This is a genomic window from Natronorubrum amylolyticum, assembly GCF_052040145.1.
Lineage (GTDB): Archaea > Halobacteriota > Halobacteria > Halobacteriales > Natrialbaceae > Natronorubrum.
On sequence record NZ_JBPPFW010000001.1, the window covers coordinates 948,596 to 962,606 of the forward strand.

General features: G+C 63.9%; 17 protein-coding genes. 9 read left to right on the plus strand and 8 right to left on the minus strand.

Translation table 11 applies throughout. From position 1 onward, the window contains the following. The first annotated feature begins 32 nt into the window (after positions 1 to 32). The 3 genes from ACSFDB_RS04775 (at position 33) to ACSFDB_RS04785 (ending at position 2,133) form a co-directional block, all read left to right on the plus strand. The gene (locus ACSFDB_RS04775; RefSeq protein WP_440769870.1) at positions 33 to 1,025 is read left to right on the plus strand and encodes a diacylglycerol/lipid kinase family protein; all 993 of its coding nucleotides are present in this window, start codon (positions 33 to 35) and stop codon (positions 1,023 to 1,025) included. A gap of 91 nt (positions 1,026 to 1,116) precedes the next feature. Beyond that, positions 1,117 to 1,683, plus strand: coding sequence for an NUDIX hydrolase (locus ACSFDB_RS04780; RefSeq protein ID WP_440769871.1), 567 nt, complete (start codon positions 1,117 to 1,119; stop codon positions 1,681 to 1,683). Positions 1,684 to 1,806: 123 nt separating this feature from the next. Further along, positions 1,807 to 2,133, plus strand: a complete 327-nt coding sequence (locus ACSFDB_RS04785) for a DUF7853 family protein (protein ID WP_440769872.1) — start codon at positions 1,807 to 1,809, stop codon at positions 2,131 to 2,133. A gap of 59 nt (positions 2,134 to 2,192) precedes the next feature. On the opposite strand, the gene ACSFDB_RS04790 is transcribed toward ACSFDB_RS04785, so the two are convergent. Next, a complete protein-coding gene (locus ACSFDB_RS04790) occupies positions 2,193 to 2,498 on the minus strand; it encodes a DUF7977 family protein (RefSeq protein WP_440769873.1) in 306 nt (101 codons plus the stop codon). 399 nt (positions 2,499 to 2,897) lie between these two features. Further along, positions 2,898 to 3,923 (minus strand): zinc-binding dehydrogenase, encoded by a 1,026-nt coding sequence (locus tag ACSFDB_RS04795; protein ID WP_440769874.1) that lies wholly within the window; start codon positions 3,921 to 3,923, stop codon positions 2,898 to 2,900. Between the two features lie 170 nt (positions 3,924 to 4,093). Here ACSFDB_RS04795 and ACSFDB_RS04800 point away from each other — a divergent pair, with 170 nt between their 5' ends. Then, a complete protein-coding gene (locus ACSFDB_RS04800) occupies positions 4,094 to 4,819 on the plus strand; it encodes a MogA/MoaB family molybdenum cofactor biosynthesis protein (RefSeq protein ID WP_440769875.1) in 726 nt (241 codons plus the stop codon). Next, positions 4,812 to 5,558, plus strand: a complete 747-nt coding sequence (locus ACSFDB_RS04805; protein WP_440769876.1) for a 5-formyltetrahydrofolate cyclo-ligase — start codon at positions 4,812 to 4,814, stop codon at positions 5,556 to 5,558. The genes ACSFDB_RS04800 and ACSFDB_RS04805 overlap by 8 nt, the downstream gene beginning before the upstream one ends. A gap of 460 nt (positions 5,559 to 6,018) precedes the next feature. Here ACSFDB_RS04805 and ACSFDB_RS04810 read toward each other — a convergent pair whose 3' ends face one another. From ACSFDB_RS04810 to ACSFDB_RS04825, 4 genes are all read right to left on the minus strand, one after another. Next, positions 6,019 to 6,348: a DUF7126 family protein gene (locus ACSFDB_RS04810; protein WP_440769877.1), complete on the minus strand. Its 330-nt coding sequence runs from the start codon at positions 6,346 to 6,348 to the stop codon at positions 6,019 to 6,021. Next, the gene (gene guaA, locus ACSFDB_RS04815) at positions 6,345 to 7,262 is read right to left on the minus strand and encodes a glutamine-hydrolyzing GMP synthase (RefSeq protein WP_440769878.1); all 918 of its coding nucleotides are present in this window, start codon (positions 7,260 to 7,262) and stop codon (positions 6,345 to 6,347) included. The genes ACSFDB_RS04810 and guaA overlap by 4 nt, the downstream gene beginning before the upstream one ends. Further along, the gene (pyrG, locus tag ACSFDB_RS04820; protein WP_440769879.1) at positions 7,262 to 8,950 is read right to left on the minus strand and encodes a glutamine hydrolyzing CTP synthase; all 1,689 of its coding nucleotides are present in this window, start codon (positions 8,948 to 8,950) and stop codon (positions 7,262 to 7,264) included. Before pyrG ends, guaA begins: the two co-directional genes overlap by 1 nt. A gap of 147 nt (positions 8,951 to 9,097) precedes the next feature. Further along, the gene (locus ACSFDB_RS04825) at positions 9,098 to 9,451 is read right to left on the minus strand and encodes a hypothetical protein (RefSeq protein WP_440769880.1); all 354 of its coding nucleotides are present in this window, start codon (positions 9,449 to 9,451) and stop codon (positions 9,098 to 9,100) included. 116 nt (positions 9,452 to 9,567) lie between these two features. On the opposite strand from ACSFDB_RS04825, the gene ACSFDB_RS04830 reads away from it, so the two are divergent. Together ACSFDB_RS04830 and ACSFDB_RS04835 are read left to right on the plus strand one after the other, a co-directional pair. Continuing rightward, on the plus strand, positions 9,568 to 10,491 hold the full coding sequence (locus ACSFDB_RS04830) for a hypothetical protein (RefSeq protein ID WP_440769881.1): 924 nt from the start codon (positions 9,568 to 9,570) through the stop codon (positions 10,489 to 10,491). 26 nt (positions 10,492 to 10,517) lie between these two features. After that, complete coding sequence (locus ACSFDB_RS04835) at positions 10,518 to 10,892, plus strand: cyclophilin-like family protein (RefSeq protein WP_440769882.1); 375 nt, start codon at positions 10,518 to 10,520, stop codon at positions 10,890 to 10,892. An 8-nt stretch (positions 10,893 to 10,900) separates the two neighbouring features. On the opposite strand, the gene ACSFDB_RS04840 is transcribed toward ACSFDB_RS04835, so the two are convergent. Beyond that, the gene (locus tag ACSFDB_RS04840) at positions 10,901 to 11,104 is read right to left on the minus strand and encodes a hypothetical protein (RefSeq protein ID WP_440769883.1); all 204 of its coding nucleotides are present in this window, start codon (positions 11,102 to 11,104) and stop codon (positions 10,901 to 10,903) included. Between the two features lie 133 nt (positions 11,105 to 11,237). Here ACSFDB_RS04840 and ACSFDB_RS04845 point away from each other — a divergent pair, with 133 nt between their 5' ends. Both ACSFDB_RS04845 and ACSFDB_RS04850 read left to right on the plus strand, forming a co-directional pair. Then, a complete protein-coding gene (locus tag ACSFDB_RS04845) occupies positions 11,238 to 11,606 on the plus strand; it encodes a hypothetical protein (protein WP_440769884.1) in 369 nt (122 codons plus the stop codon). A gap of 84 nt (positions 11,607 to 11,690) precedes the next feature. Next, entirely contained in the window at positions 11,691 to 11,963 is a 273-nt protein-coding gene (locus ACSFDB_RS04850; RefSeq protein WP_440769885.1) for an antitoxin VapB family protein, read from the plus strand. A 70-nt stretch (positions 11,964 to 12,033) separates the two neighbouring features. On the opposite strand, the gene infB is transcribed toward ACSFDB_RS04850, so the two are convergent. Beyond that, positions 12,034 to 13,833 (minus strand): translation initiation factor IF-2, encoded by a 1,800-nt coding sequence (gene infB, locus ACSFDB_RS04855; RefSeq protein ID WP_440769886.1) that lies wholly within the window; start codon positions 13,831 to 13,833, stop codon positions 12,034 to 12,036. Positions 13,834 to 14,011: the final 178 nt, after the last annotated feature.

The following is a 14,011-nucleotide window of genomic DNA, read 5'->3' on the forward strand; positions in this document are numbered from 1 at the left end:
GCGGTTTTGTTCTTGCTGAACTAAGTGAGCGTATGAGTCGGAGTAGCGACGAGGAACGCGTCCTGATCTGCAACCCGGTGAGCGGCGGCGAGGACCACGTCGACCGAATCACGACGCTCGCACGCGACCGCGGCTTCAGGGTAGAGCTGACCGAGAACGCGGGCGATGCGACGCGGTCCGCCCGGAAAGCTGCAGCGGGCGGCGCGCGTCTCGTCGCCGCCGCGGGTGGTGACGGCACGATCAACGAAGTCGTCAACGGCCTCGTCGACGCAGATGCTCTCGAAGGAACGACCCTCGCCGTCGTTCCGGCGGGGACGGGCAACAACTTCGCGTCGAATATCGGCGTCGGGAGCATCGACGACGCCTTCGAGGTGATCGAGACAGGACGGCGACGTCGGATCGACCTCGGTGTCGCGAACGGACGGGCGTTCGTCAACTCCTGTGTCGGCGGTATTACGGCGGAGGCGAGCGGCGTGACGAGTTCCGAGGAGAAGCGAACGTGGGGCGTCCTCGCGTACGTCGGAAAGACGCTCGAGACGGTGTCCTCGTTCGAATCGCTTCCACTTCGAGCGGTACTCGAAAACGGGTCGGCGACGGGGCCTAACGGCCATCCGACGTCGGAGAGCGAGACGGATCGAACGCAGGTCTGGACCGGCGACGCGATGTTCGTGCTCGTGGGCAACTGCCGTCGATTTACGAGCGCGCGCCGCGCGCAGGCAAACGTCGAAGACGGACTGTTCGAGGTGACGATCGTCGAAAACGCGTCGCCGATCGAGCTCCTGACCGAGGCGGCACTCGGCAGTTTCTTCGATCGACAGCAGGCGCACATCGTCCGCCAACGAGTGCCGTCGGTGACCGTCGAGAGCCGACGCTCCGAACCGATCGAGTACAGTCTCGACGGGGAGTTACTCGAGGCGGAGACGCTCGAGGTCACGACGCACGCGGGTGCACTCGAGGTCGCCGTGGGCGCGGACTATCGGATCGATCCGGACGGCAACGCGGTCGACGACTCGGAATCCGCGTGACCCACCCACGGCCCGGAGAGGGGCTTCGAACGGGCCACGGACCACGAGACGAGACGATACTGGTTTCAAGACCCTCTACAATTGTGGACGTATGAGCGCGCCACGCGACGAACTCCCCCACGAGAACGCCGAACAGGACGTGATCGCCGTCGATGCGGACGACACCGAACTCGAACTCGTCAACCGACTCGACGCCCACACCGGCGACGGAATTCGCCATCGGGCGTTCACCTCGCTCGTCTTCGACGGCGACGGGAACGTGTTGCTCGCCCAGCGCGCTCCCGACAAGCGCCTCTGGGGCACCTACTGGGACGGCACCGTCGCCTCTCACCCCGTCGAGGGCCAAAGCCAGGAGGAAGCCACCCGCGAACGACTCGAGGAGGAGCTCGGAATCGCTCCCGACCAGTACGACGACCTGCGACTCACCGACCGCTTCGAGTACAAGCGCTACTTCGAGAACGCGGGCGTCGAACACGAGGTCTGTGCCGTTCTGAAGCTGACGCTGTCAGATCGCAGCCTCGAGCCGAACGAGGAGGAGGTCGCGGGACTCATGTGGGTGCCCTACGAGCGCCTCCACTCGAACCCCGAGTGGTACCGCCAGCTTCGACTCTGCCCGTGGTTCGAGATCGCGATGCGGCGGGATATACGGTCGGAGTGAGCCCGGCCGGGCGACGTGTCACCGTCAGCCGCACGTCCGACGCGTGATAACAAGCAACAAGGCTTATACGACCCCACTTCGTAGCGTCGGCTGAGGACCGACGAAATCGGTCCGTGTGACGCAATGACCTCCCCACAACCGGAAACAGAGACGTACGAAGTCACGCTCTCCAGCGACGAGCAGTGGGTCGTCCACGCGCTCCTCGCGAGCGAAATCGACGGCGCTATCGACGACGACGAGACACCGCCCGAGTGGGCGCTCGAGCTGTTCGACGCGCTCGAGGATGGCGACGGGACGACGGTACTCACGAGCTATCAGGCGCGACGGCTCGTCGACGCGATGACTGCGTACGTCGACGGTTCGGACGCTCCCGATGGGGACGTCGTCCACGGATCGGCCGTCGTCGAGCGACTCGAGGACCGCCTCGAGTCACGAGAGTCGATTCAGTAACCCACGGCCCGGGCCCCCTGTAGAAGACCACTGAACTACCGACTCGATTTTTCGGCGGACTACGGACGCGTCGTCGCCCAGACGGCTGTAACCGCGAGGAAGAAGGCTGGAAACAGCGGAAGGGTCAAGAGCGCGAAGCGGTAGCCAACGTCCGGCGGCCACAGGAGGATCGCCGCCGGAGCGATAATGAAGGCGACGACGATCATGCCGACGACCGTCCAGCCCCGCCAGTCGAACTCGCGGTCGGTCGTCTCGGGATGAGCCGGATTGACGAGCCAGTCGTCGTCGGCCGACTCCGTCGGCTCTCCGTCCTCGTCGAACGCTGCGGGGTCGTGAACGTAGCCGCCGTCGTCGCTCGAACTCACACGTGGGACTTTCGAGTCCGTGGTGAAAGCCCTCACGGTTCCGGTGGCTCTCGAGTCGGCGGTCGGAGTCGGCGGAAATTCTGGTCGATTCGACCCGATCACTCGCTGGGCGTAGTGAACGCTCGTGTTGCGAAACGAGGCTAATGGAAACGAGTGTTCCGCAGTTGCTGGCAGCGATGAGTGCCACACCCTCCCCAACCGATTCACTCGTTCACGATGTTCACTCGCTCATCCCTCGCACGTTTTCGTCGCCCGACCTCACTTTCGTTCGGCCGACCGACAGCGCGCGCCACCGCACGGAGCCTGATCGGTCCGGCTGGCAACGCTTTCACCGATACCGAGCGTTGTTCACGAATCGATCCCGACCGGGAAATCCGCACGACTGGCTGCCGGTGGCGACTACAGTTCGCTGTCGGGCCGGACGACGACCTTCCCGAACCCTTCTCGGTTTTCGATGATCTCGTGGGCGCGCGCAGACTCGCTCATCGGCAGTTCCTCGCGGATCGCGGGCTCGAAGGTTCCATCCCAGACGAGTTCCATCACGTCGTCGACCTGGTCGGGGGTCGCCATCGTCGAGCCGATGATCTCGAGTTGGTTCCAGAAGATCCGTGGAATGTCGGTCTCGGGGTTGCCACCGGCAGTGCCGCCGCAGGTAACGAGTCGACCACCCTTGGTGAGGCTCTTGATCGAGTCCTGCCACGTGGGCGCGCCGACGTGCTCGACGACGACGTCGACGCCGCGACCGCCGGTCTCCTCGCGGACCCAGTCCGCGAAGTCCTCCTCCTCGTAGTTACAGACGTAGTCTGCGCCATGTTCTTCGGCGTAGTCGAGTTTCTCCTCAGTGCTTCCGGTCGCGTACACCTCCGCGCCCGCGTAGTCCGCGATCTGGAGTGCGGCGTGGCCGACCCCGCCGCTCGCACCGAGGACGAGCACTTTCTCGCCGGCCTCGAGGTCGGCCCGTTCGATCAGCATCCGCCAGGCGGTCTGGAAGACGAGACAGCTCGAGCCGGCGACCTCCCAATCGACGTGCTCGGGGACGGGAATCAGGTTGTCCTCGGGGATCGCGGCGTACTCGGAGTGGATCCCCGGAACGTGCTCGCCGATGATGTGATAGCGGGGATCGAGCGTCGGGTCGTCCATCCGCAGGTCGCCGACGCCCGCCGAGAGCGCGACGCGGTCGCCCTCCTCGAATCGGGTGACGTCCTGGCCGACTTCCTCGACGATACCGGCCCCGTCGCTGCCCGGGATGTGGGGCATCTCGAGATCCAGCCCGGGCATCCCTCGCCGCGTCCAGATGTCGAGATGGTTGAGCGCCGCGGCCTTCACGTCGACTAACACCTCGTCGCGGTCGACCTCGGGATCGGGATACTCCCCGTACTCGATGACGTCGGTGTCGCCGTGTTCGGTGATTTTGACTGCCTGCATACACCCAATGCAACGGAAACGTCGTCCATAACAGTTGGGCTCCCAGCACCGGCGGACCGCTTTCAGGGCACCATTGACGACCTCGAGAGCGACAGCAGTTCGTACTGCCGCGAACCGAGGGTGGACGGACAGTGCCAGTGTTTTACCCATCGGCGCTCGAACGAGGCGGTATGACCGCGGATCCGAGCCGGAACACGTCGCCGGAGGGGGAAGAAACTGCAATCGAAGACCCGGAAACTGACGAGAACGGGGACGACGACCGGGCCACCGAGGAGGCCGAGCGCGAGCCGCTCGGCGTCAGCGTCGTCACGATCTCGGCCGACCGGAAACTCGAGTCGGACCCCGCCGGCAACGTCATCGTCACGGCGCTCGAGGAGGCGGGCCACGACGTTGCGACGCGGGAACACATCGACGCCGACCACGACCGAGTCCAGTCGATCGTCGCCCGGATGATCGACCGCGGCGACGTCGACGTCGTGGTGACCAGCGGCGCGACCAGCGTCGAACCGAGCGACGTCGCCATCGAAGCCGTCGAACCGTTACTCGAGAAGGAACTCACCGCGTTCAGCGAGCTGTTCACCGCGCTCGGCTACGAGGCGGTCGGGAGTCAGATCGTCGCCGCCCGGACGATCGCGGGCATCGCCGACGACGTTCCGATATTCTGTCTGCCCGGCAAAGCGCCCGCGGCTCGGCTCGGCATCGAGGAGATCATCCTGCCCGAGATGCGCCACCTCGTCGGGGTCGCTCGTGCACACCGAGACGAGAGCGAGCGAGGCGAAGCCGGAAGTGAGGGGGATACGGACGAGAGCAAGCGGGACGACGACGAAAGCGACCGAGACGACGAGACGACGAACGACACCGATGGCGAATCCACGGTCGGAGACGCAAATGAGTGACGGCGATCGGAACCGAGACGACCGAACCGGCGACGTCGACAAGGAGTCCGTCCGCGAACGCATCTGGGACGATCTCGAAGAGAGCGGCGAGGCCAGATTCCCCTTCCCACCGCACGGCCGGATCCCGAACTTCGCCGGGGCCGACGAGGCTGCAGACCGACTCGCAGCCACACCCGAATGGAAGTCGGCGTCGACGATCAAGGCCAACCCCGACGCGCCGCAGTTGCCCGTCCGGCGACGCGCCCTCCGCGAGGGGAAGACGGTCTACATGGCCGTCCCGCGACTCGCGGACGAAGACTGCTTTCTCGAACTGGATCCCGACGTACTCGAGGACTACGACGCGGCGACGACGGTGTCGGGGTCGTCGAAACACGGCGAACAGGTCGGCCCCGACGCGGTCGAACCGATCGACCTGATCGTCTCGGGCAGCGTTGCGGTGACGGATACAGGCGATCGGATCGGCAAGGGTGAGGGCTACAGCGACCTCGAGTACGCGATCCTCTACGATCTCGGACTCGTCGATTCGTCGACGACGGTCGCGACGACCGTCCACGAACGACAGGTGATCGACGAAGCGGTCGCGATCGACGACCACGACGTCTCGATGGACCTGCTCGTCACGCCCGAGCGAACGCTGCGTCCGGACGGACGACCGCAGCCGACCGGAATCGACTGGTCGGCACTCGACGACGAGCGACTCGAGGAGATTCCCGTACTGAAACGGCTTCGTGAGGACTGAGTACGAAACGGGCGGTGCTGCTTATCGACGATGGACGTCGGCTAGAACCCAACTCGAGGCGCGAAGAAGACGCGCCTCGACTGCCAACCGCAGGTGACCCGGGCTGGTGCAAGAGCCCGCGTCGAAACCGGGGAAACGGTACGGTGTGGCAATGGTGGGGGGAAGGGTGCTGTGGTGGGGTTGCTGGAAGTCACGGGTACAGGCGGTGGATGCCTTGGTGGGGTCTGCCCGTCGACCTCCATCTGTCAGTATCGGTGGGAGCCACTTGAACGGCGGCGATGGTATTAGAATCTTACACCGGATTCCGTCGAATTCAATCCGAGTTTACCCGGCCGAAAACGGGCTTACGAACGTTTATACTCCCAATATCACTCACAATAACGATTTTATCGAGACAGTACCAGGATCCGTCTCTTTCGAGCCACGCGTTCGGTTAAAAGAAACCGGCCGTCGTCCCGATTCAACCGGTCAGCTCTTCGGCGACCATCGCGGCGTCCATCAGCTTCGGATCGACGGCGAGGTCGAGCTGTCCCTTGACGAACTCCGGGACGGTGTCGCGCGCGTAGACGACGGTCCGGATGTCGTCGGTGAGATCGCAGACGACCGGAATCGTCGTCGCCTGCCCGACGTCGGTCAGCACGTACAGGTCGGCGTCGACGATTCCGGCCTCCTCGAGTGCGGGTCGGGAGACGACGCCGTTGAGACGGGTGACGCTCGCGCCCTCGGCCTCGAGGGCGTCGCCGATCGCGTCCTCGTCAGGGCCGGCGACGACTACGTTTAGCTCCGTCATTCGTACTCGATTGTCGCTGGCGGTTTGTGGGTAACATCGTAGACGACGCGGGCGACGTTCTCGTGACCACCGGTGATTCGGGACTGGATGCGCTGGAGCGTCTCCCAGTCGATCTCCTGGGCGCGAGCGGTCATCCCGTCGCGGGATTCGACGGACCGGACGGAGACGACCCAGCCGTGGACGCGGTTGTCGCCTTTGACGCCCGTCGCCTTGCCGATGACGGCCGCGAGGGCCTGCCACGGCTCGTACTCCTCGAGTTCCTCCTCGACGACGTGACAGGCGAGGCGGGCAACCTCGAGTTTCTCGTCGGTCACTTCCCCGATGACGCGGACGGCGAGTCCGGGACCCGGGAACGGCATCCGTTCGGCGACGATCTCGTCGAGTCCGAGGTGGCGTGCGACCTCCCGGACCTCGTCCTTGTAGAGGTCGCGAACGGGTTCGACGATGCCCTCGAAGTCGACGACGTCGGGCAGTCCGCCGACGTTGTGGTGGGACTTGATCCCGCCCTCGCTCTCGATGCGGTCGGGGTAGATCGTCCCCTGGACGAGGTAGTCCGCCTCGGTGTCTTTCGCCTCGCGCTCGAACTCGCGGATGAACTGCTCGCCGATGACTTTGCGCTTCTCCTCGGGATCGGTGACGCCGGCGAGGGCGTCGAGGAACCGATCTTTCGCGTCGACGATCCGCAGCGACTCCATGTAGTCGAACGTCTCGCGGATCTGGTCGGTCTCGCCTTTGCGCATCAGGCCGGTGTCGACGTAGACCGGAGTCAACTGGTCGCCGATGGCCTCGTAGGCCAAAGCGGCGGCGACCGATGAGTCGACCCCGCCGGACAGGGCGATAACGGCGTTGGCGTCGCCGATTTCGTCGCCGATCTCTGCTACTGCCTCTGGAACGAACGTTGCTGTCTCTACCATCAGTGGGTTACCTCAGTTTCGGTGTCGCTCGTCGATTCCTTCTCGATCTCTGTGCCCTCGTCAGCTCCGGACTCCTCGAGAATGCCCTCGACGAGTCCCAAAAACGGCGGGCTCGGCTGACCGGGCCGAGAGGTGTACTCGGGGTGGAACTGGGTTCCGAAGAAGAACGGGTGGTCCTCGAGTTCGAGGATCTCCATCCGATTTCCGGCCGTACCCGAAAACGTCAGCGGCTCGTCCGCGAAGTCGTCGAAGTACTCGGGGTTGACCTCGTAGCGGTGGCGGTGGCGCTCCGTACAGGACGTGTCGTCGTAGAGCTCGTACGCGAGCGTCTCCGGTTCGATGACGGTCGTGTGCTCGCCGAGTCGCATCGTTCCGCCCATGTCCTCGACTTCGTACTGCTCGGGCAGGATGTCGATGACGGGGTGGGGCGTGTCCTCGAGCATCTCCGCGGAATGGGCGTCCTCGAGGCCCAGCACGTTCCGGGCGTACTCGACGACGGCCATCTGGAAGCCCAGACAGAGCCCCAGGAAGGGAATCCCGTTCTCGCGGGCGTAGCGAACGGCCTCGATCTTGCCCTCCGAACCGCGCATGCCGAAGCCGCCGGGGACGATGACGCCGTCGACATCCTCGAGTTGCCCATCGTGGCCGTCGGCCATCTCGTCGGCCGGCACCCAGTGGACGTTGACGTCGACGCCGACCTCGAAGCCGGCGTGTTTCAGCGACTCGTGGATCGACATGTAGGCGTCCTCGAGGTCGTACTTCCCGACCAGCGCGATGTCGATCTCGCCTTCCTTTTCGGTGGTGACGATCTTGCGCCAGTCGTTCGTGCGCTCCGCGGCCGGCAGGGCGTCTTCGGCGAGTCCGAAGTGCTCCAAGACGTACTGGTCGAGCCCCTCCTCTTCGACCATCAGCGGGACGTGATAGACGTCCTCGACGTCCGGATTCGAGAACACCGCGTCGGTGGGAATGTCACAGAAGAGCGCGATCTTCTCTTTCGTTTCGGGATCGAGTCGGTCCTCGCAGCGACCGACGATGACGTCGGGCTGAAGGCCGATCGACCGCACTTCCTTGACGGAGTGCTGGGTCGGCTTCGTCTTCTGCTCGCCGTTTTTCGAGTACGGGACGAGCGTGACGTGGGTAAAGAGGACGTTCTCCTCGGGTTCCTCGTGGGCGAACTGGCGTAAGGCCTCGAGGTAGGGCATCCCCTCGATGTCGCCGACGGTCCCGCCGACTTCGATGATACAGACGTCGGTGCCTTCGGCGGCCTCCCGAATCCGACGCTTGATGTCGTCGGTGATGTGCGGGATGATCTGGACCGTCTTCCCGAGGTAGTCGCCCGCGCGCTCCTTCTCGATGACGTGCTGGTAGGTCTTCCCGGTGGTGATGTTGTGGTCCGAGGTCATGTCGATATCGAGGAACCGTTCGTAGTTCCCTAAATCGAGGTCGACCTCGCCGCCGTCCTCCAGAACGTAGACTTCCCCGTGCTGGTATGGGTTCATCGTCCCCGCGTCGACGTTGAGATACGGGTCGATCTTGACCGCCGTGACGTCGAACCCGGCGTTTTTGAGGAGCCGGCCGGTGCTCGCGGCCGTGATCCCCTTGCCGAGTCCCGACATCACGCCGCCGGTGACGAAGATGAACTTGTTCCCCAGGGAAGGGTCATAATGAGTGTCCGATTCCGTCGGCATACCGACTGTCCGCGTGAGCGGTTGAAAACGATTTCGGGACCGGCCCGCCAGCGAGAGCCACTGTCATACTCGAGCGTGACAAGATTGGCGATCGGCCGATCGTCCGTAGCTCCGAAGACAGGGAGCCGTCCCCGGTTTTCTCGCCCGCTACTGGGGATTTTCGTCCTGTACTTCGACGATCGCGGCGTGCTCTATGGACTCCATTTCACCACCCGTACGGAACTGGATCGTGTATCCGGGAAGGCCCGGATCGGTCTCGTCGGTCGGCTCCTGCGGAACGGATATCGCCGTGATCCCGTCGAGCGTAACGGATCGGCGCTGGATCGGATCGCCCTCGTACTCGACCGTCTCCCAGATTTCGCCGTCGAACTCCTCGATATCCGCGCCGAAGTACTCCTCGGAATCCGGATTGACCGAATCTTCGGTCTGGGACTCGCCGGTCGTCCGGTTGTCGTCGAACTGGACCTCCTCGTGTTTGTACTGGTACAGCTGCGCGAGCATACGACGATCCACCACGAACAGCGTGTTAATCCTTACAGGGATGTACGGATCGTCGGCCGAACTCCGCGATCCGTGTCCGAATTATTTTATAGCAAACCGACAACTAGTGAGACACTGTGGCGTCCCACGAACGACGTTCGATCCCCAAACAGACCGGCGAGGAGCTCGATATCGGCTTCAAGGCCGCAATCGGCTTCTATCTCGGAATTATCGTCGCCGGGCTGGCGACGGTCGCCGGAATCGTCGCCGACGCGTCGATGGCAGCGATCCTCGCGACCGCACCCAGTACGGTGACAGCCGTCCTGGTCCTCGCCTTAATTTTCGGCGATCGACTCCGCGGCCTGCCGGAACGGATCGGCCTGAGCCGGAGTCGACGGCTCGGCTGTTATCTCCCCGCAGTTGCCTTCGCCTCGATGCTCGTCGTGCCCGCGTTCGCCCCGCTCGAGTACTCCGCGCGGCTGACCACTGTTACGATTGCTTTCACCGTGCTCACCGCCACCGTCGCCGTCGGCGTGGCCCGAATGACTCGCAACAGATACGTGGCCGCCGCGACCGCGGACGAACCGACGGCCACCTGGTCGTGGCAAAACGCCCGGTTCCACAGCGGCGTCTGGGACATTCTCACCACCGTCGGCGCGCTCCTATTGGTCGCCGGCGGCCTCGTCGGCATCTATACGGGACACACCAACGGAATGTGGTTTCTGCTCTACGGCGGGTTCTGGCTGTTCATGCAGTGGAGCGAAACGAACGGCTGGTTCGATCCGCACGACGAGGACGGCTCCAAACGGTGGGGTGAGAGCGACCTCCGCGCTCACGAGGCCGGGATCGTTCTCGACCGGGCCCACCAGCAAAAACTCGTGCCGTGGGACGCGATCGACGACGTTCGGCTGACCGACGACGAACTCGTCATAGAGCGCGGCCGCTGGCTCGATATCCGCTGCGATCGATCGGCTATCGACGATCCCGAGAACGTTCTCGAGGGAATCCAACGCGCACGCGAGCGAGCCGAACGCTCCCGAACGGCGGAGTTTACACACTGAAGTGGGAGGGGCATCTGCTCTCGCGTATGGCCGGTCTGACCGTGACCGTCGACGACCGCTCGCTCGAGGCGACCTGGACCGACGAGGCACCCGAAACGAGGGCGGCGCTCGAGTCGGCGCTCCCCGTCGCCGGCGACGGGATTCGCTGGGGCGACGAACTGTACTTCGATCTCGCGCTCGACGCGCCGCCGGAAAACGCTCGGGAGGTGGTCCCCGAAGGCGCGATCACCTACTGGCCATCAGGTGACAAGCTGTGTCTGTTTTGGGGGGAAACACCGGCGAGTCACGAAGGTGAACCGCGGGCCGCTGCACCCGTCACCGTCGTCGCGCTGCTCGAGGACGTATCGCCGTTGGGTGATCTCGAGGGAGGGGCTCGAGTGCGACTCGAGCGAGCGGAGTAAAGCCGGATTCAGGTTCGGTCACGTGGGACCGGCCCCGGGGTGTGCGTTCGGCCATCGGCTCTGGAGAGGACGATCCACTGGGGAACGGCGAGTACCGCGAGCAGTCCACCGGCGGCGAGAGCGAGCGTCCCCGAACCGATCGCCAGCCCGTAGAAGAGCCCGGCTCCGAGGACGACGTACAACACGGCAAGAACCCAAACTAACTGATTCATGTGAGTTATAAGCCGGACGATACGATAAGGATAGCGGCGATTCGGCGGTGGCGTTGTAGGATCAGTGATCTGTGGTCACTCAGGAACCGTTCAACGGGAATAAGTTAAGACGGATAACTGATTACCGGACGGTATGTCAGCCGAAGACGAGGACGAGATCGATCAGGTCGCACAGCTTCGCCGGCTCGGAATCGGGCTCGTCGTCGGTGGACTGCTGTTCGGTGCGCTCTCCGTCGTCGGTCCGGTGGCCGCCGTCGGCGGCGCGTTACTTGGGCTCGGAATCGTCGTCTGGTACGAGGAGTACACTACTCAGCGGACCGTCGGCATCGGTCCCGGGATCGGTCTCGTCGGCCTGTTCGGCGCGTTGAACGCACCACTCTCGCTCGGGTTCGGCTCGCTCGAGATCGCTGCCTTCGCCGTCGTCGGTGGAGTCGCCGACTACCTGCTGGCACCCGCCTACGAGCGGGTTCGAGCGTCGGGTGAGCGAGCGGGCGGGCGGTGAGAACGCCGACGAGACGTTCCGATGGCGACCGGCGGTACGGCTCTCGAGGCACCACTTTTGTGTTCGAACGTCAAGACAAGACGTATGGAGACGAAATCGATCCGGATTAGAGAAGACGTCTACGAACGTCTCCACGCGAGAAGACGGGACGACGAGAGCGTGTCGGAGCTCATAGATCGGCTGCTCGAGGAGTCGACACCGAACTGGCGCAGGGGGTTCGGGACGCTCCCAGAGGAAACCTGCGACGAACTCGAAACGATCGCCGTCGAGTCCCGGAGCGAGTTGAGTCAAGGGCTCTCGAGCCGGCAGAACAGTGTTGTGGACGACGAAGACCTGACTACGTATAGTAACAACTGAAACGATTCACATACCGATCGCAACGCCGTCCTGCGATCGGATGTACAGTGACGTTCAGTGGCTACTATAGCTACTTGCCCCAGAACGGGTCCCGACTGCGCTGCTTGTCGAGGTACATGTTCAGCGCCTCGAGTTCGTCGCCGGGAATCTCGCTCGCGAGTTCCTGTTCTAAGATCTTCGCGTGCTTCTCGGGAATCTGGATCCAGAGTTCATCGTCCTCTTCGATCTGACGGCCGACGGTCGGGCCGTCGATGGCGACCGAGACGCGGTTGCCCGCGCGGGCTTCGTCGACGTCCTCGCCCTGTTCTTGAATCCCTTTGACCTGCCCGACGCGGTTGGGTTCGTTGTTCTCGAACTTGACGACGTTCGCGTTGTTCTGTATCGTCCCCGAGTTCACCTCGACGCCGACGACCGCGGGGTCGTTCTGGCGGAAGGTGTGATCCGGCAGAATCCGGAATCGGGCCGGTCGAATCACGTTCTCGAGGATCGTATCCTGCTGAGCGCGCTCGAGTTCGTCGACGAACTCCTCGTACTCCTCGATGAGCTGGTAGATTACTTCGTCCGTAAAGATCCGCACGTCGTCGTTTTCGGCGCGCTGTTCGGCGTCGCCGAGGACGTCGACGTTGAAGCCGAGGATGACGCGCTGTTTCGGCTCCTCGGCCGTCGAGGCCACCGAAACGTCCCGGGGCGCGATGTCACCGACTTCCGCCCGGACGATAGGAAGCTCCACCTCGTCGAGTGCGTCGGCCATCGCCTCGAGGCTGCCCAGGGTGTCGGCCTTGACGACGACGCCCTGCTCTTCGGTGTCGACGGCGATGTCCGCGAGTTCGGCACGTACCTCGCCGACGACGTCCTCGAGCGGCCGGTCGCGAACGACGCGAACGGGCGCGCCGGCCATCGCGTCCTCGAGATCGGGCGCGGCGACCTTGATCCCCGAAGCGGCCGACACCTCGTCGACTTTTTCGAACCGACTCTCGGTCCGGATTTCGGCGAGCGGGCGGGGCTGGAGCAGGGCCCGAACGTCGGTGACGATCGGTTCGTTCTTCCCGCCGATGACGATCTGATCGTCGGCCCTGATCGTCCCGTCGTAGAGGACGGTGTCGATGGTCGTGCCGAACCCTTTCTCGTCTTTGACCTCGAGGACGGTGCCGACACCGGGGCCGGTGACGTCGATCTCCATCTCCTCTTTCATGTAGCGCTGGGAGAGCCCCATCATCACCGTCAGGAGGTCGGGAACGCCCTCGCCGGTCATCGCCGAGACGGGGACGACGCCGACGTTGCGCTGGAAGTTCTGCACCCGCCAGTAGAGGTCGGCCGAGAACCCTTCGTCGCTTAAGTTCCCGATGATCTCGTAGAGCTTTTCGTCGAGTCGCTTGCGGACGCGGTCCGACTGGGCCTCGTAGGTGTCGTTGATCGGCGAGTCCTCGTTGACGTTCCAGCCGGGAACGGTGTCGATCTTGTTCGCCGCGACGATAAACGGCGTCTGGGAGCGACTGAGGATTTCTAAGGCCTCGAGCGTCTGGGGCTGGAACCCGTCGTTGACGTCGACGACGAGGATGGCGATATCCGCCAGCGCACCGCCGCGAGAGCGCAGCGTGGTAAAGGAGTGATGGCCCGGCGTATCGATAAAGAGGAGGCCGGGGAGATCGAAATCGTCCGGATCGACGAGATCGCCCGCGATCGTGGAGATGATGTCCAGCGGGACGGCTGTCGCGCCGATGTGCTGGGTAATCGCCCCTGCTTCGCCCTCGATGACCGCAGAGCCGCGTATCTTATCGAGGAGACTGGTCTTGCCGTGATCGACGTGTCCGAGGACGGCGACGATCGGTGTTCTGAGAGATGTTGGGTCGCGCGTATCCGTATTCGACATGGTGAACCACCCGAGAAGGTCTTATCTAACGCGTCGGTAGAGCGGTAGTTAAACCCATCGTCATCCGCGGCCGCGTTGACGGCGATGGCGAGGGGTTCGTCATACTGTCGGGCAGAACTATTGTGGAAACTCGCCGCTTCCGTCCGGCGAATTCTCTTCATTGACTTCTGCCCGACAG